This window comes from Pseudoxanthomonas sp. G3, assembly GCF_057654715.1.
Genome location: NZ_CM172805.1, coordinates 3,252,381 through 3,268,064 on the forward strand (window position 1 = coordinate 3,252,381; position 15,684 = coordinate 3,268,064).

Consider the following 15,684-nt stretch of genomic DNA (forward strand, 5'->3'; position numbering starts at 1 on the left):
GTGACGCGCAACGTCACAAAGTGACGAAAATTTCCCGTGACGCCGTGCGCACTTGCGAAAAGACCCGCCGCGGCAGGCTCGCACGCCATGTTCCAATCTGTGATCGGGCGCAGGAATGGCTGGGCATCCGGATACACAACGCCGGGAAATGATGCGATAGTCCGCCCGACTTCGGCGTCAGGGTTCCATTCCGGGGAAGGTTTGGGGGAACCGCTGGAGGCACTGAAAGTTGGCACACATCCTGCTCCATCTTCCTAGCCACGTGCAGCCGTAAGCGCGGCGCCCACGGTCCAAGCTAGGGACACGGGGCTTGTGTGTCCCTACCATCAAGCCAAATCCTGAAAGGGGAATTGTTATGAAGAAGAACATGCAGGGCTTCACCCTGATCGAACTGATGATCGTGATCGCGATCATCGCCATCCTGCTGGTCATTGCCATTCCGGCCTACCAGGATTACACCGTCCGCGCCCGCGTCTCGGAAGGCGTCAACCTGGCGGCCGCCGCCAAGCTGGCCGTCTCTGAAACCACGCTGGATACCGGCACCCTGCCGGCTGACGAAGCCGCTGCCGGCTACACGTCGCCTGCGTCCACCTACGTCGACAGCATCGAAATCGACGCTGGCGTCGTGACCGTGAACCTGAGCAACGACCCCGGCCTGTCCGATGCGGGCGGTGGCACGCTGGTGTTCACCCCGACCTGGCAGACCGGCGACGCGCAGATCCTGTGGACCTGCACCAGCACGATCACCAAGACCTCGCAGATCCCGGCGCAGTGCCGTACCCCGTAATCCCGCGAGCGTGACTTGCGGCCGCAGCTTCACGCGGCCATGCTTCAGAACCCCGGCTCCGGCCGGGGTTTTTTGTTGAAGCCCTCTTGATCCATTGCCCGGGAACCCCTGCATGACGCTTTCGCCCCGCCTGCTGCTGATCGCCGCCCTGCTGTTGACGGCCGCGCTGTACTGGCCGGGACTTAGCGGCCCTTTCATGCTGGACGACTTCGAGAATTTCGCCCGGCTGCAGCGCTGGCTGGCCGGCCAGGACAGCTGGCAGTCGGCGATGTTCGGCCACCAGGCCTCGCTGGACGCGCGCCCGGTCGCGATGGCCAGCCTGATGCTCAGCGCTGCACTGGGCGGCGGCGTGGATCCCTTCGCCTTCAAGCTGGGCAACCTGCTGGTCCATCTGCTGTGCGGCGTGCTGGTGTGGCAGGTGGTGCGCCAGGCCACGCGGCAGGATGCCGTGCTGGGCGAGCGTGACGAGGGCATCGCCTTGGCGGTGGCGGCCCTGTGGCTGTTGCATCCCTTCAACGCCAGCACCGTGCTGTATGCCGTGCAGCGCATGGCCCAGCTGGGCACCCTGTTTGCGCTGGCGGCCGTCTGGACCTATCTGTCCGCGCGCACCGCGCTGCTGGCCGGCCATGCACGCAAGGCGACGTGGCAATTGTTCGCCCTGTTCCCGTTGCTGGTGATCGCGGGCTACTTCAGCAAGCAGCATGCGGCGATCGCGCCCGCGCTGTGCCTGGTGCTGGAACTGGCGTACTTTGCCGGTCGCGCGCCGGCGACGGGCCGCGGCCAACTGGCGGCCTTTTTCGGACTCTTCCTGGTGGTGCCGGCCGCCCTGTTGCTGGCGGTGCTGGTGCTCCAGCCCGAGCGCCTGCTGGCGGGTTACGCGGACTACGATTTCAGCCTGGTCCAGCGCCTGCTGACCCAGCCCCGCGTGTTGATGGGCTATCTGGCGCAGCTACTGCTGCCGCGCGGCGCCTTGATGGGCCTCTATACCGATGACGTGGCGGCCTCGACCGGCTGGATGGCCCCTCCGTCGACCCTGTACGCAGTGATCGGCCTGGTGGCGATCAGCGCAATCGCCGTCGCCGTGCGCCGGAGGGTTCCGGCGCTGTTCGCGGGCTGGTTCTTCTTCCTGGCCGCGCATGTCATCGAGTCCAGCTTCCTGCCGCTGGACCTGGCCTTCGAACACCGCAATTACCTGCCGGCGGTGGGCCTGCTGTGGGCGCTCGTGGGCGGCGTCGCCACGCTGCTTGCGCGCGTGCCCACCAACATCCTGTCGCCACGCCAGTTGGGCACGATGGCCTGCTGTGCGTTGCTGCTCTCCTACGCGGTGGCCACGTTGGGTCGCGCGCTGGTGTGGCAGGACCGCACGCAGATCATCAGCCAGGGCCTGCAGCACCACCCGGCATCCCTGCGCGCCCACCTGGACGCAGCAGCGCTGACGCAGGCGAACAACAAGCGGGCGCACGACGAGATCACCCAGCGCCTGATCGCGAGCGACGCGCCGCAGTGGCGCGTACTCGGTCGCCTCTATCGCGTTACCGGTGCCTGCGCGCGTGGCGAGCCCGCCGATGCCGCCCTGTTGCAAGCCGCGGCCAGCGAAAAGCTGCCACGCATCAGCCTGACCGACGTCCACGCCTTCCGCGCCCTCGCCGCACGCGTGGATCCGCCTGCGACATGCGAAGGCCTGACGCCCGAATTGGCGGCGTCCACGATCGCGCAGCTGGTCGACGCCGCCGACGCCCGCTTTGCCACGCAGCAACCGACGTGGCTGTCGCGCTATGAAGCGGCCAAGCTGTTCGGCCATGGCGCCCTGTGGGAGCAGGCCGAAGCGCAAGCCACGCTGGCCTGGCAGCCCACCGCCGATGCCGGGGTTGGCTACTACCTCGCGAACCTGCAGGCGCGCGGCGGGCGGCTTGAACAGGCGCAGTCCACGTTGGGAGATGTCGCCGCGCGCACCCACTGCAATGACACGCGCGGGCGGGCGGAAATCGACAAGACCTGGCGCGCGTGGCAGGCCTTGCGTCAGGGCGGCCGCATGAGTCCCGGGATCGCACCACCGGCATGGAAGTGCCGCGCGATGTAGCCACGGATACACGCGCCGGGAACGCCAGCCTGTGACGCACGGCGTCAGCTCCATGACGCCTGCGTCGCGGATGCACGCCTCCGTCGACGCCGTGGCGACGTAGCCCGTAGTAGAGTGGGATTGGCTTACAACTTGCTTCAGCCGTCCCTGCTTGCACTGAACGATGGAACCCGCCCCATGAACGCAGCCGTCGCCCCCACGCCCAATCTTGTAGGAATCACCGGCATCGCCCGTCGCCTCGTGCAGGACGGTGCCCTGGACGAAGCGGCGGCACGCAGCGCCATGGCCAATGCCAGCGAAGCCAAGGTGCCGCTGGCCCAGTGGATCGCCGACAAGCGCCTGGTGGCCGCACCGCACCTGGCCGCCGCCAATGCCATCGAATTCGGCATGCCGCTGATGGACGTCACCACCTTCGATCCGGCCCATGCCGCGATCAAGCTGGTCAGCGAGGAACTGCTGCAGAAGCACCAGGTGCTGCCGCTTTTCAAACGCGGCGGCAAGTTGTTCGTGGGAACGGCCAACCCGACCCAGACTGCGGCCCTCACCGAAATCCAATTCCACACCAACCTGGTGGTGGAGCCGGTGTTGGTGGACGAAGACCAACTGCGGCGCACGCTGGAACAGTGGCTCAATGCCTCCGCCAACCTGTCCAATGCCTTGGGCGGCGACGACGACGAGGGCCTGGACAACCTGGAAGTCGGAACCGACGACGACGCCACCGGCGCCTCGGAATCCGGGGTGGATGCCAAGGGCGACGACACGCCCGTGGTCAAGTTCGTCAACAAGGTGCTGGTGGATGCGATCAAGCGCGGCGCCTCGGACATCCACTTCGAACCCTACGAAACCGACTATCGCGTGCGCCTGCGCATCGACGGCATCCTGAAGCAGATCGCCAAGGCGCCTGTGAAGCTCAACTCGCGCATCGCCGCTCGCCTGAAGGTCATGTCCCAGCTGGATATCGCCGAGAAGCGCGTGCCGCAGGACGGTCGCATCAAGCTGAACCTGTCCAAGACCAAGCAGATCGACTTCCGCGTCAGCACCCTGCCCACGCTGTTCGGCGAGAAGATCGTGCTGCGTATCCTGGACGGCAGCGCCGCCAAGCTCGGCATCGACAAGCTGGGTTACGAGCCGGACCAGCAGAAGCTCTTCGAGGACGCGATCCAGAAGCCTTATGGCATGGTGCTGGTCACCGGCCCCACCGGCTCGGGCAAGACAGTGTCGCTGTACACCGCGCTGGGCATCCTGAACGACGAAGTTCGCAACATCTCCACGGTCGAAGACCCGGTGGAAATCCGTCTGCCCGGTGTCAACCAGGTGCAGCAGAACACCAAGCGCGGCATGACCTTCGCCGCGGCCCTGCGCAGCTTCCTGCGCCAGGACCCGGACATCATCATGGTCGGCGAAATCCGCGACCTGGAAACCGCCGAAATCGCCATCAAGGCCGCGCAGACCGGCCACATGGTGCTGTCTACCCTCCACACGAACGACGCGCCGCAGACCATAGCCCGATTGATGAACATGGGCATCGCGCCCTACAACATCACCAGTTCGGTGACGCTGGTGATCGCCCAGCGCCTGGCCCGCCGCCTGTGCTCCAAGTGCAAGAAGCCGGTGGAGTTGCCGCAGAAGGCCCTGCTGGCCGAAGGCTTCAGCGAGGCCGAGGTGCAGGCGGGCTTCACCTTGTACGATGCCGTCGGCTGCGACGAGTGCACCGAAGGCTACAAGGGCCGCACGGGCATCTACCAAGTCATGCCGATGTCCGAGGAGATTCAGGCCATCGTGCTGGAGGGCGGCAATGCCATGCAGATCGCCGCCGTGGCCCAGAACGCCGGCATCCGCGACCTGCGCCAGTCGGCGCTGATGAAGGTGCGCAATGGCATCACCAGCCTGGCCGAGATCAACCGCGTCACCAAGGACTAGGCCGGCGCTTTGCAAACCCTGCCCCCCGTCACACGGGGGGTGCTTCCCTCGGGCCGATAACCCGCTACCATGGGCGAAGACAGTCCGGGTGGGGAAAGCCGGACAGGGGAAAACCGAATGGCCGTCACTCGTTCCGCCGTCAAGAAAGCGCCCGCGCAGGCCCGCGAGAATCCGCTGAACCTGTTCGTCTGGGAAGGCACCGACAAGCGCGGCGTCAAGATGAAGGGCGAGCAGTCGTCCAAGAACGCCAACTTCCTGCGCGCCGAACTGCGCAGGCAGGGCATCACGCCCTCCGTCGTGAAGGTGAAGCCCAAGCCGCTGTTCGGCGCCACGGGCAAGCGCATCACCGCCAAGGAGATCGCGTTCTTCAGTCGCCAGATGGCGACGATGATGAAGTCCGGCGTGCCGATCGTGGCGTCGCTGGAGATCATCGAAGGCGGCCAGAAGAATCCCCGGATGAAGAAGATGGTCGAACAGGTCCGCTTCGACATCGAGAGCGGCCTTTCGCTGTCCGAAGCGATCAGCCGCCATCCCGGCCAGTTCGACGAGCTGTATCGCAACCTGGTCCGCGCCGGTGAAGGCGCGGGCGTGCTGGAGACCGTGCTCGACACGATCGCCAGCTACAAGGAAAACATCGAAACCCTGAAGGGCAAGATCAAGAAGGCCCTGTTCTATCCGGCCATGGTCATGGCCGTCGCCCTGCTGGTCAGCTCGATCCTGCTGATCTACGTGGTTCCGCAGTTCGAAGGGTTCTTCCAGGGTTTCGGCGCCGACCTCCCCGCGTTCACGCAGTTGATCGTGAACATGTCGCGGTTCATGGTGAAGTGGTGGTGGTTGTTCTTGGGCGTGGCCGTGATTGGCGGTGTCGTGAGCGTCGTCGCCTTCAAGCGTTCCCCTGCGTTCAAGCACATGCTCGACAGGGCCATCCTGAAGGTGCCGGTGGTCGGCGAGATCATGCACAACTCGTCGATCGCACGCTTTGCCCGCACGCTGGCGGTGACCTTCAAGGCGGGCGTGCCGCTGGTGGAAGCGCTGGACAACGTCGCCGGCGCCACCGGCAACAGCGTCTACGAGAAAGCCGTTTATCGGATCCGCGACGACGTGTCCGTGGGTTACCCCGTGAACATGGCGATGAAGCAAGTCAACCTGTTCCCGCACATGGTCATCCAGATGGCCGCCATCGGCGAAGAAGCTGGCGCACTGGATGCGATGCTGTTCAAGGTGGCCGAATACTACGAACAGGAGGTCAACAACGCGGTGGACGCGCTGTCGAGCCTGCTGGAGCCGATCATCATGGTGTTCATCGGTGTGGTCGTCGGCGCCATGGTCATCGGCATGTACCTGCCCATCTTCAAGCTGGCCGCGACCATCTGACCGATGGCGTTCCTGGACCAGCACCCCGAACTGGGGTACCCGATCGTGGCAGGCCTCGGCCTGCTGGTGGGCAGTTTCCTCAACGTCGTTATCCTGCGGCTGCCCCGGCGGCTCGAATGGGAGTGGAAGCGCGACGCGCGCGAGGTGCTGGAGGAGCCTGAGATTTACGATCCGCCCCCGCCCGGTATCGTGGTCGAGCGCTCGCATTGCCCGCACTGCAAGACGCCGCTGTCCTGGTACGAGAACATCCCGCTGTTCAGCTGGCTGGTGCTGCGGGGCAAGTGCCGCCACTGCAAGGCGCCCATCTCGCCGCAATACCCGTTGGTCGAACTGCTGACCGCCTTGCTGGCCGTAGCGTCGGTGTGGCGCTTCGGGTTCGGTTGGCAGGGATTCGGCGCGGCCCTTTTCAGCTGTTACCTCGTGGCCTTGAGCGGCATCGATCTGCGCACTCGCTTGCTGCCGGACCAACTGACCTTGCCATTGATGTGGCTGGGCCTTATCGGCAGCTTGGACAACCTCTACATGCCGGCCAAGCCGGCACTGCTGGGCGCCATCGCCGGCTACGTGTCGTTGTGGCTAGTGTGGTGGCTGTTCAAGCAGGTGACCGGCAAGGAAGGCATGGGCCGAGGCGATTTCAAGCTGCTGGCGGCGATCGGCGCGTGGGTGGGGCTCAACGGCATCCTGCCGACGATCCTGCTCTCCTCCGTCGTTGGCGCCGTGATCGGCTCCGTCTGGCTCGGCCTCAAGGGTCGCGACCGGGCCACGCCGATCCCGTTCGGCCCCTATCTGGCGATCGCCGGGTGGATCGCTTTCTTCTGGGGCCCTCAGCTCATCGACACCTACCTGCGCTTCGCCGGCTTGAAGTAATCCATGAGCGGGCGCCGCAGATTCGTCGCCAGCGCTCCATAATCGGCGCATGAGCCACTACTTCATCGGGCTGACCGGCGGCATCGCCTCAGGCAAGAGCGCACTCGAGAAGTCCTTTGCAGCCCGCGGCATTACTGTGGCCGATGCTGACCTGTTGGCGCGCGCGGTTGTAGAACCTGGCGAGCCAGCCTTGGCCGCGGTGGTGGCGTATTTCGGTGAGGGCGTGCTGCAGGCCGATGGGCGACTGGACCGGGCCGCGCTGCGGGTCCGCGTCTTCAATGACGGCGATGCGCGACATGCGCTGGAAGCGATCCTCCATCCCGCCATCCGCGCCCGCCTGCAGGCGATCTGCATGGCGGCGCCCAGCCCCTATGCGATCGCGATGGTGCCCCTGCTCGCCGAAGGCGGCGGACGTTCGGCGTATCCCTGGCTGCATCGCATCCTCGTCGTGGATGCGCCCGCCGAGGTACAGCGCGCCCGCTTGATGCAGCGCGACGGCATCGATGCCGCGCTGGCCGAGCGGATGATGGCCGCACAGGCCACGCGCGCCGAGCGCTTGGCGATCGCCGACGACATCGTCGTCAACGAAGGCGATTTCGATCATCTGCTCCAGGCGGCGGGCGCCCTGCATGCGCGCTACCTGGCGCTGGCGGCCGAGACCGCCTGAGAGCCCGCACTCAGACGGTCGGCCAGAGTCCGCGGATCGCCGCGATGCCCTGCGCGCCATGCTGGCGGGCCTGGGCGATGTCGACCGGATGCAGGCCGCCGATGGCGTACATCGGCAGCGAGACATTCTCGCGCAGGCCTGCGAAACCGGGCCACCCCAGCGGCTCGCCGCCGGGGTGCGTCTCGGTCGGGAACACGCTGCCGACCACCGCGAAGTCGCATGCAAGGGTTTCAGCCTGGCGCAGCTCGGACGCGGTGTGGCAGGAGGCCGCCACCAAAACGTCTTCAGGCAAGGGGCGGAACACCAGGTCGGCCAGCTGCGACGCGCGCAGGTGGACGCCCACGCCCAGGCTGCGCGCCAATTCGATGTCGCCGTTGAGGAGCACCTCGGCCCCTGCCGCCCGGCAGCGAACGACGGCCTGTCGGGCCAGCGATTCCCACGCATCGCCCGACAGGCTTCGCGCACGTATCTGCACGCGGCGGACGCCCTGCGCCAGCGCGCGCTCCAGCGACGCGAGCCAGGAGGCGATATCGGTGGGCTCGGGCGTGACCAGATAGCGGTCCGGATGCAACAGCGCCGCCACGACCGGGCGGTCCGCAGGCGGCATGGCGTAGCGCATCAGTTTGTCCGGCGCGACCCAGGCCAGCGCCTGCCCTTCATGGCCACGCGGCGTGCCCTTCCAGCCGGTCAAATGGCGGACTTCCAGCCTGAGGCGCTTGTCGGGGTACTGCTGCGGGACGCTGATGACGTGCTCGCCCACCTGCGCCTCGATCCCCAACTCCTCGCGAAGCTCGCGCACCAGCGCGTCCTCCGGGCTCTCGCCGGGTTCGCGCTTGCCACCGGGAAACTCCCAGCGCCCGGCAAGATCGCGGCCCTCGGTCCGGCGGGCCAGCAGGATCCGGCCGCGGGCGTCGGTGATGACGGCAGCCATGACGTGGATCGAGCGCAGCGGGGTGAGCATGGTAGAACTTTGCCGAAAACCGGCAGGTAGACGCAAATATCCGCGTGCTGAAAAAGGAAAAGCCGCGCGGTGCGCGGCTTTTCCAGCGGTTCCGGCTGCGCAAACCTCAGGCCAGCTGACCGTGGCAGTGCTTGTACTTCTTGCCACTGCCGCACGGGCACGGGTCGTTGCGACCGACCTTGGGGGCATCGCGGTGGGCCGGCATCGGACCGGACTGCACGTAGCCGCCGCTTTGGAGGGCAGCGGCCTGGGCCTGCTCGGCCTCTTCGTCAGCCCCGTAGCCGCCGGCGTCCTGGTGCTGGAACTGCATCTGACGTGCCTGCGCCTCGGCCATCGCACGTTCCTGGGCCTCCAGGGCGGCGACTTCTTCTTCGCTGCGGATGCGCACGCGCGAGAGCAGGGTCACGACCTCGCTCTTCACGCGCTCCAGCATGCCGGAGAACAGCTCGAAGGCTTCCTTCTTGTACTCCTGCTTGGGCTGCTTCTGCGCGTAGCCACGCAGGTGGATGCCCTGGCGCAGGTAGTCCATGCGCGCCAGGTGTTCCTTCCAGTTCTTGTCGAGCACCGTCAGCATGATGTGCTTCTCGAGCGCGCGCATCGTCTCGTCGCCGACCACCTGCGCCTTCTCGGCGAAATGCGCATCCATGCCCTCTTGCACGCGGCGCTCGATGGTCTCGGCGTCGAGCTCTTCCGCTTCCTCGCGCCAGCGCGACACGGGCAACAGCACGCCCATTTCCTCGGCCAGCTCGCGCTCCAGGCCCGGCAGGTCCCACTGGTCGTCGACCGAGTTGGGCGGCACGAAACGCGCCACCAGCTCCGCCACCACGTCGCCGCGGATGCCGTCGATGTTGTCCTGTACCGAGTCGGCTTCCAGCAGCTCATCGCGCTGGGCGTAGATGACCTTGCGCTGGTCGTTGTTGACGTCGTCGAAGTCGAGCAGGTTCTTGCGGATGTCGAAGTTGTGCGCTTCGACCTTGCGCTGCGCCTTCTCGATCTGCCGGCTGACCAGCTTGTCCTCGATGACGTCGTCTTCCTTCATGCCGATCAGCTTCATCGCCTTCTGGACCCAGTCCGAGGCGAAGATGCGCATCAGGTTGTCTTCCAGCGACAGGTAGAAGCGGGACGAACCCGGATCGCCCTGGCGGCCGGAACGGCCGCGCAGCTGGTTGTCGATACGACGGGATTCGTGGCGCTCGGTGCCGACGATGTGCAGGCCACCGGCGGCCTTCACCGCGTCATGGCGCTTCTGCCACTCGGCTTTCACCGCCGCGCGCGCAGCGTCGTCCGCTGCTTCGCCCAATGCTTCGTATTCGGCCTCCAGCGAACCACCCAGCACGATGTCGGTGCCGCGACCCGCCATGTTGGTGGCGATGGTGATCGCGCCCGGGCGACCGGCCTGCGCGACGATGTGCGCTTCGCGCTCGTGCTGCTTGGCGTTGAGCACTTCGTGCGGCACACCGGCCTTGTTGAGGAAGTCGGACAGCATTTCCGACGTCTCGATCGACGTGGTGCCGACCAGCACCGGCTGCCCGCGCTGGTAGCACTCCTGGATGTCGGCCAGCACCGCCTTGAACTTGCCCTGCCGGTTGAGGAACACCTGGTCCGGCGAATCCTTGCGCACGGTCGGGCGGTTGGTCGGGATGACGATCACTTCCAGACCGTAGATGCTCTGGAACTCGAACGCTTCCGTGTCGGCCGTGCCGGTCATGCCGGATAGCTTCTTGTACATGCGGAACAGGTTCTGGAACGTGATGCTGGCCAGCGTCTGGTTCTCGCGCTGGACCGGCACGCCTTCCTTCGCTTCCACGGCCTGGTGCAGGCCGTCGGACCAGCGGCGGCCCGGCAGGGTACGGCCGGTGAATTCGTCGACGATCACCACCTCGCCGTCGCGGACGATGTAGTCCACGTCGCGCTGGTAGATGGCGTGCGCGCGCAGCGCGGCATTGAGGTGGTGGACGACGGACAGGTTGTTGGCGCCGTACAGCGGTTCTTCTTCGCTGATGATGCCGGCCTGCAGCAGCAGCTCCTCGGCATGCTCCATGCCCGCTTCGGACAGGTGCACCTGCTTGCCTTTTTCGTCGACCCAGTAATCGCCTTCGGCTTCCTCGTTCTCCTGCTTGATCAGCTGGGGCACGATGCGGTTGACGCGGATATACAGCTCCGGCGATTCGTCGGCCGGGCCGGAGATGATCAACGGGGTACGGGCTTCGTCGATCAGGATCGAGTCCACTTCGTCGACGATGGCGTAATGCAGTCCGCGCTGGAAGCGGTCGGCCTTCGACATCGCCATGTTGTCGCGCAGGTAGTCGAAGCCGAATTCGTTGTTGGTGCCGTAGGTGATGTCGGCGGCGTAGGCGGCGTGCTTGTCGCCGTGCGGCATGCCCGGGTAGACCACACCCACGCTCAGGCCCAGCCAGTTGTACAGGCGGCCCATCCACGCCGAGTCGCGGCGGGCCAGGTAGTCGTTCACGGTGACGACGTGGACACCCTTGCCTTCCAGCGCGTTGAGGTAGGTCGGCAGCGTGGCGACCAGTGTCTTGCCTTCGCCGGTGCGCATTTCGGCGATCTTGCCCAGGTGCAGCACCATGCCGCCGATCAGCTGCACGTCGTAATGGCGCATCCCCAGCACCCGGCGGCTGGCCTCGCGGCAGACCGCGAAAGCCTCGGGGAGGATCTTGTCGAGGGCTTCGCCGCCGGCGATGCGCTGCTGGAATTCCGGGGTCTTGGCCTTCAGTTCCTCATCGGACAGCTTCTGCAGCTCCGGCTCCAGCGCGTTGATCTTGTCGACGATGCGTTGCAGCTGCTTGAGCAGGCGCTCGTTGCGACTGCCGAAGACACGGGTAAGCAGGTTGTTGATCATGTAGGGAACCGGATGGGAAAAGGACGCCGGGGCGCCGCGCTGGCGGCACGCCCAAAACGAAACAGGGCGCAAGGCGCCCTGTCTGGCAACACCGTATTGTAGCTTGGGGCGCCGCCGGGGGAATCAAGACCGGCGATAGGACCGCCGGCTTCCCGTTTGGTTCCGCCGTCGGCCTCAGCCGCGCTTGATCTGACCGACCGGCGTCGGGCCTTCGCCCAGGAACTTGCGCGGATTGACCACGCGTCCGTTCTCCCACACCTCGAAATGCACGTGCGCACCGGTCGAGCGGCCGGTGGAGCCGGCCTTGGCCACCTCCTGCCCGACGCGGACCAGGTCGCCGGCTTTCACCACCAGGCGCGAGTTGTGCGCATAGCGGGTCACGTAGCCATTGCCGTGGTCGACGTCGACGACGTTGCCGTAACCGCCCTTCACGCCGGCGAAGCTCACCACGCCGTCCGCGACCGCCAGCACCGGGTCGCCCACGGCCGCCTTGAAGTCGATGCCCTTGTGGTACTGCCCGCCGCCGCCGAACGGATCGGCACGGCCGCCGAAGCCGGAGGTGATGTAGCTGTTGGCGATCGGCATACGGCCCGGGGTCGCGTTCTTGTCCAGTTCGCGGTTGAACAGCAGCGCTTCCAGTACCGACAGCTGGCGGCCGGACGCGGCGAACTGTTGCTCGAGCTTTTCCACCCCCGCGGTGAGCTCGGCCGGCTTCATGTCGTAGGACACGTCGTTGCCGCCGACGCCCACCGGCTCGTTGAAGTCGAACTCGCCGTCCTGCAGCTGGCCCACGCGGGTCAGGCGCTCGCCCAGGGCGTTCAGACGGTTGGCCTGTGCCTGCAGCTCGCCCAGGCGCGCGGCCATGGCATTGATTTCCTGCTGGGCACCGCGGCGCACCTGCTCCAGTTCCGCATCGCGCTGGCCGGCCTTGGCCTGCAGCAGCGACACCTGGCCCATGCCGATCGCACTGCGGCCACCCGCACCGACCAGCAGGCCAGCAGCGACGAGCACCGCGGCACTGGCGAGGGGGCGTGCATGGAACGCGAGGCGGATCCGGTACGCACCATGGGCGGACGCATGGGCCCACCAGGTACGCGTATTGTTTACGATGGTCTTAAAGCTCATAGATACCGATGTCTGATTCGAAGTCCAAGCCGCGCCGCGCCGGCATCGCGCAACCTGCATTGCAGGCTGCCCTGACGGATGCCGCCACCGACCCGGTGCGTCGCGCCCTATGGCTCGACGCCTTGGAACAGCAGCTTCGCCCCTGCCTTCCGCCTGCCCTGGCGCCGCATTGCCGATTGGCGAACGTGGCGGGCAAGCGGCTCGTTTTTATCGTCGACTCCCCCGTCTGGCATGCCAGGCTTCGCCTGGCCGCACCCGAGCTGATCAACGTGGCCCAATCCATCGGACTGGCGGTCACCGAAGTCACCGCCAAGACGAGCCTCGCGCCGCAGGTGAAGCCTGCGCAGGACCCGGTCGTACCCGTATCGGAGGCTTCCCGCAAAGGCCTGCAAGCGGCCCTTGACCTCCTGTCCGCACCGGACTCCGCCGGTACGCCTCCCGTCAAGGGAGGTCATCGTGGCAGGCGGAAAAATTGACCCGGCCATCACGAGGGACGGGGCATGGTACCGGCCACCGCCCGTCGGGTCGTTAGCCGAAGGTTAGAAAAGTGTTATTTTCGGGCCGGAAATCTGATCGGGTTCACAGTTTCGCCAAGGCGTAACCATTGGCACACCCCCGCGTGATCGCGGTAGGAAACCGGGCGACAGCAGGGTCACCGTCCGGAGCGGACGGGCGTCTCAGACCGCCAGGGCAGGCGTCGCATAGGTGACCGGCGACGGCGCGACGCCGTTTTCGAAGGTCACTTCTTCCCACGCAGAGGTCTCGGCCAGCAGCGCGCGGACCAGCTTGTTGTTGAGGGCGTGGCCGGACTTGAAGCCCTCGTAGGCGCCCAGGATGGGTCGGCCGGCGAGGTAGAGGTCGCCGATGGCGTCCAGGATCTTGTGGCGGACGAACTCGTCCGTGTAGCGCAGGCCGTCCTCATTGAGCACGCGGAACTCGTCCAGCACGATGGCGTTGTCCATCGAGCCTCCGAGGCCCAGATTGCGCTCGCGCATGTATTCCAGGTCGCGCATGAAGCCGAACGTGCGTGCACGCGCGACTTCCTTGATGTAGGCACCGGTGGAGAAGTCCACTTCCGCGCGCGACTGCGAGGCCGGGATCATCGGGTGATCGAACTTCACCGTAAAGCCCAGCTTGAAACCGTCGTAAGGCTCGAAGCGCGCCACCTTGTCGCCCTCGGTGACTTCGACCGGACGGATGATGCGGATGAAACGCTTCGGGGCGTTCTGCTCGGCGATGCCGGCGGACTGGATCAGGAACACGAACGGACCCGCGGAACCGTCCATGATCGGCAATTCGGCCGAGGACAGTTCCACATAGGCATTGTCGACACCCAGGCCGGCCATGGCCGACATCAGGTGCTCCACGGTCTGCACCTTGGCGCCTTCGCAGGTCAGGCCGGTGCACAGCGTGGTCTCGGTGACGAGCTGCGCGCTGGCCGGGACCTCGACCACCGGGTCCAGATCGATGCGGCGGAACACGATGCCGGTGTCGACCGGCGCCGGACGCAGCGTCATGTAGACCTTCTCGCCGCTGTGCAGCCCCACGCCCGTCGCGCGGATCACGTTCTTGAGGGTGCGTTGCTGGGCCATCGAGTGGGGTCGCAGGTGGGGGAACCTTGGCGGGGCAGCGAGAATATCACGCAATTCGCTGAATCTTAACGAAAGAACCGGTCTGTCCCACGCCTGAAACAACGCTGTGTTAAGGCGCTCCGGAAAGGGCTGCCGGGCCGCTGGGCCCGGCAGCGAAAGGACATGGCGTGGTGGTGCGGGTACGGCACCCTCCCCTCGCGGGGAGGGTCTTGCAGGTCAGTCCGCCTGGCGGCGCAGGAACGCCGGGATGTCCAGGTAGTCCGACGGCAGGTCGGCCGCGACCGGCGCGGACGCGGGCGCCGACGAGGCAGGCGAGGCGGCACCCCGGCGCAGCCCCAGGCCGCTGGTGGCAGCACTGATCGGGTCCATCGAGAAGCCGTCGTCGATCGGCATGCCGGTGGTGGCGTCGCGGACCAGCTTGATCGGCGCGCGCATCGGCTCGCGCAGGTCGCTGTTGCGACCCACCGGCTGGCGGGCGGCGTTGCGGTTCAGGCCGGTGGCCACGACGGTCACGCGCACTTCGTCCTGCATGTCCGGGTCCAGCACGGTGCCGACCACGACGGTCGCGTCTTCCGACGCGAAGCCTTCGATGGTGCGGCCCACTTCGTCGAACTCGGCCATCGTGAAGTCCGGGCCGGCGGTGATGTTGACCAGGATGCCGTTGGCGCCGTTGAGGTTCACGTCGTCCAGCAGCGGGTTCTGGATCGCGGCCTCGGCGGCAGCCTGCGCGCGGTCGTCGCCGCGGGCGCTACCGGTGCCCATCATGGCCAGGCCCATCTCGCTCATCACGGTGCGCACGTCGGCGAAGTCGACGTTGATCAGGCCCGGACGGACGATCAGGTCGGCGATGCCCTGCACGGCGCCGAGCAGCACGTCGTTGGCGGCGCGGAAGGCCTGGATCATCGTCGCGTTGCGGCCCAGCACGGTGATCAGCTTCTCGTTCGGGATGGTGATCAGCGAGTCGCAGTGGTGGCTCAGCTCCTCAATGCCCTTCAGCGCGACCTGCATGCGGCGGCGGCCTTCGAACGGAAAAGGCTTGGTGACCACGGCCACGGTCAGGATGCCCATCTCCTTGGCCAGCTGCGCCACGACCGGTGCGGCGCCGGTGCCGGTGCCGCCGCCCATGCCGGCAGTGATGAACACCATGTCGGCGCCGTCCAGCGCGTCGATGATGCGCTCGCGGTCTTCCAGCGCGGCCTGGCGGCCGACTTCCGGATTCGCGCCCGCGCCCAGGCCCTTGGTGACGTTGCTGCCGAGTTGCAGCTGCAGCTTGGCGCCGCAGTTCTTGATCGCCTGCGAATCGGTGTTGGCGGTGATGAACTCCACGCCGTCCACGCTGCCGTTGACCATGTGCGCCACGGCGTTGCCACCGCCGCCGCCCACGCCCACGACCTTGATCACTGCATTCGGGGCCATCTTTTCAACCAGTTCGAAATGTGCCATGTCCTTGT

The 15,684-nt window shown here is 66.4% G+C and carries 12 protein-coding genes; 7 read left to right on the forward strand and 5 right to left on the reverse strand.

Going from position 1 to position 15,684, the window contains the following annotated elements:
• Positions 1–355: 355 nt before the first annotated feature.
• From AC23D6_RS15640 to coaE, 6 genes are all read left to right on the forward strand, one after another.
• A complete protein-coding gene (locus AC23D6_RS15640; protein WP_487750134.1) occupies positions 356–787 on the forward strand; it encodes a pilin in 432 nt (143 codons plus the stop codon).
• A 112-nt stretch (positions 788–899) separates the two neighbouring features.
• Entirely contained in the window at positions 900–2,867 is a 1,968-nt protein-coding gene (locus AC23D6_RS15645; RefSeq protein WP_487750135.1) for a hypothetical protein, read from the forward strand.
• 177 nt (positions 2,868–3,044) lie between these two features.
• Complete coding sequence (pilB, locus tag AC23D6_RS15650) at positions 3,045–4,787, forward strand: type IV-A pilus assembly ATPase PilB (RefSeq protein WP_487750136.1); 1,743 nt, start codon at positions 3,045–3,047, stop codon at positions 4,785–4,787.
• Positions 4,788–4,904: 117 nt separating this feature from the next.
• A complete protein-coding gene (locus AC23D6_RS15655; RefSeq protein WP_487750137.1) occupies positions 4,905–6,161 on the forward strand; it encodes a type II secretion system F family protein in 1,257 nt (418 codons plus the stop codon).
• 3 nt (positions 6,162–6,164) lie between these two features.
• Positions 6,165–7,028 carry a prepilin peptidase gene (locus AC23D6_RS15660; RefSeq protein ID WP_487750138.1) on the forward strand — a complete coding sequence of 288 codons (864 nt, stop codon included), beginning with the start codon at positions 6,165–6,167 and terminating at the stop codon, positions 7,026–7,028.
• 49 nt (positions 7,029–7,077) lie between these two features.
• Positions 7,078–7,695: a dephospho-CoA kinase gene (coaE, locus tag AC23D6_RS15665; RefSeq protein WP_487750139.1), complete on the forward strand. Its 618-nt coding sequence runs from the start codon at positions 7,078–7,080 to the stop codon at positions 7,693–7,695.
• A 10-nt stretch (positions 7,696–7,705) separates the two neighbouring features.
• On the opposite strand, the gene AC23D6_RS15670 is transcribed toward coaE, so the two are convergent.
• The 3 genes from AC23D6_RS15670 to AC23D6_RS15680 form a co-directional block, all read right to left on the reverse strand.
• Positions 7,706–8,656: a Nudix family hydrolase gene (locus AC23D6_RS15670; RefSeq protein WP_487750140.1), complete on the reverse strand. Its 951-nt coding sequence runs from the start codon at positions 8,654–8,656 to the stop codon at positions 7,706–7,708.
• 106 nt (positions 8,657–8,762) lie between these two features.
• A complete protein-coding gene (secA, locus tag AC23D6_RS15675) occupies positions 8,763–11,516 on the reverse strand; it encodes a preprotein translocase subunit SecA (RefSeq protein ID WP_487750141.1) in 2,754 nt (917 codons plus the stop codon).
• A 174-nt stretch (positions 11,517–11,690) separates the two neighbouring features.
• Complete coding sequence (locus AC23D6_RS15680; protein WP_487750142.1) at positions 11,691–12,641, reverse strand: peptidoglycan DD-metalloendopeptidase family protein; 951 nt, start codon at positions 12,639–12,641, stop codon at positions 11,691–11,693.
• Between the two features lie 8 nt (positions 12,642–12,649).
• Here AC23D6_RS15680 and AC23D6_RS15685 point away from each other — a divergent pair, with 8 nt between their 5' ends.
• Positions 12,650–13,117, forward strand: a complete 468-nt coding sequence (locus tag AC23D6_RS15685; protein ID WP_487750143.1) for a DciA family protein — start codon at positions 12,650–12,652, stop codon at positions 13,115–13,117.
• Between the two features lie 201 nt (positions 13,118–13,318).
• Here the strand turns inward: AC23D6_RS15685 and lpxC are convergent, their stop codons facing one another.
• Complete coding sequence (lpxC, locus tag AC23D6_RS15690) at positions 13,319–14,233, reverse strand: UDP-3-O-acyl-N-acetylglucosamine deacetylase (RefSeq protein WP_487750144.1); 915 nt, start codon at positions 14,231–14,233, stop codon at positions 13,319–13,321.
• Positions 14,234–14,449: 216 nt separating this feature from the next.
• Positions 14,450–15,676, reverse strand: a complete 1,227-nt coding sequence (gene ftsZ / locus AC23D6_RS15695) for a cell division protein FtsZ (RefSeq protein ID WP_487750145.1) — start codon at positions 15,674–15,676, stop codon at positions 14,450–14,452.
• Between the last annotated feature and the right edge of the window lie 8 nt (positions 15,677–15,684).

Excerpts from the sequence above, each read along its gene's own strand:
- lpxC (WP_487750144.1), bottom strand. The coding sequence starts at position 14,233 with ATGGCCCAGCAACGCACCCTCAAGAACGTGATCCGCGCGACGGGCGTG.
- ftsZ (WP_487750145.1), bottom strand. The coding sequence starts at position 15,676 with ATGGCACATTTCGAACTGGTTGAAAAGATGGCCCCGAATGCAGTGATC.
- coaE (WP_487750139.1), top strand. The coding sequence starts at position 7,078 with ATGAGCCACTACTTCATCGGGCTGACCGGCGGCATCGCCTCAGGCAAG.
- AC23D6_RS15680 (WP_487750142.1), bottom strand. The coding sequence starts at position 12,641 with ATGAGCTTTAAGACCATCGTAAACAATACGCGTACCTGGTGGGCCCAT.
- AC23D6_RS15640 (WP_487750134.1), top strand. The coding sequence starts at position 356 with ATGAAGAAGAACATGCAGGGCTTCACCCTGATCGAACTGATGATCGTG.
- AC23D6_RS15645 (WP_487750135.1), top strand. The coding sequence starts at position 900 with ATGACGCTTTCGCCCCGCCTGCTGCTGATCGCCGCCCTGCTGTTGACG.
- AC23D6_RS15655 (WP_487750137.1), top strand. The coding sequence starts at position 4,905 with ATGGCCGTCACTCGTTCCGCCGTCAAGAAAGCGCCCGCGCAGGCCCGC.
- AC23D6_RS15660 (WP_487750138.1), top strand. The coding sequence starts at position 6,165 with ATGGCGTTCCTGGACCAGCACCCCGAACTGGGGTACCCGATCGTGGCA.
- secA (WP_487750141.1), bottom strand. The coding sequence starts at position 11,516 with ATGATCAACAACCTGCTTACCCGTGTCTTCGGCAGTCGCAACGAGCGC.
- AC23D6_RS15670 (WP_487750140.1), bottom strand. The coding sequence starts at position 8,656 with ATGCTCACCCCGCTGCGCTCGATCCACGTCATGGCTGCCGTCATCACC.
- AC23D6_RS15685 (WP_487750143.1), top strand. The coding sequence starts at position 12,650 with ATGTCTGATTCGAAGTCCAAGCCGCGCCGCGCCGGCATCGCGCAACCT.
- pilB (WP_487750136.1), top strand. The coding sequence starts at position 3,045 with ATGAACGCAGCCGTCGCCCCCACGCCCAATCTTGTAGGAATCACCGGC.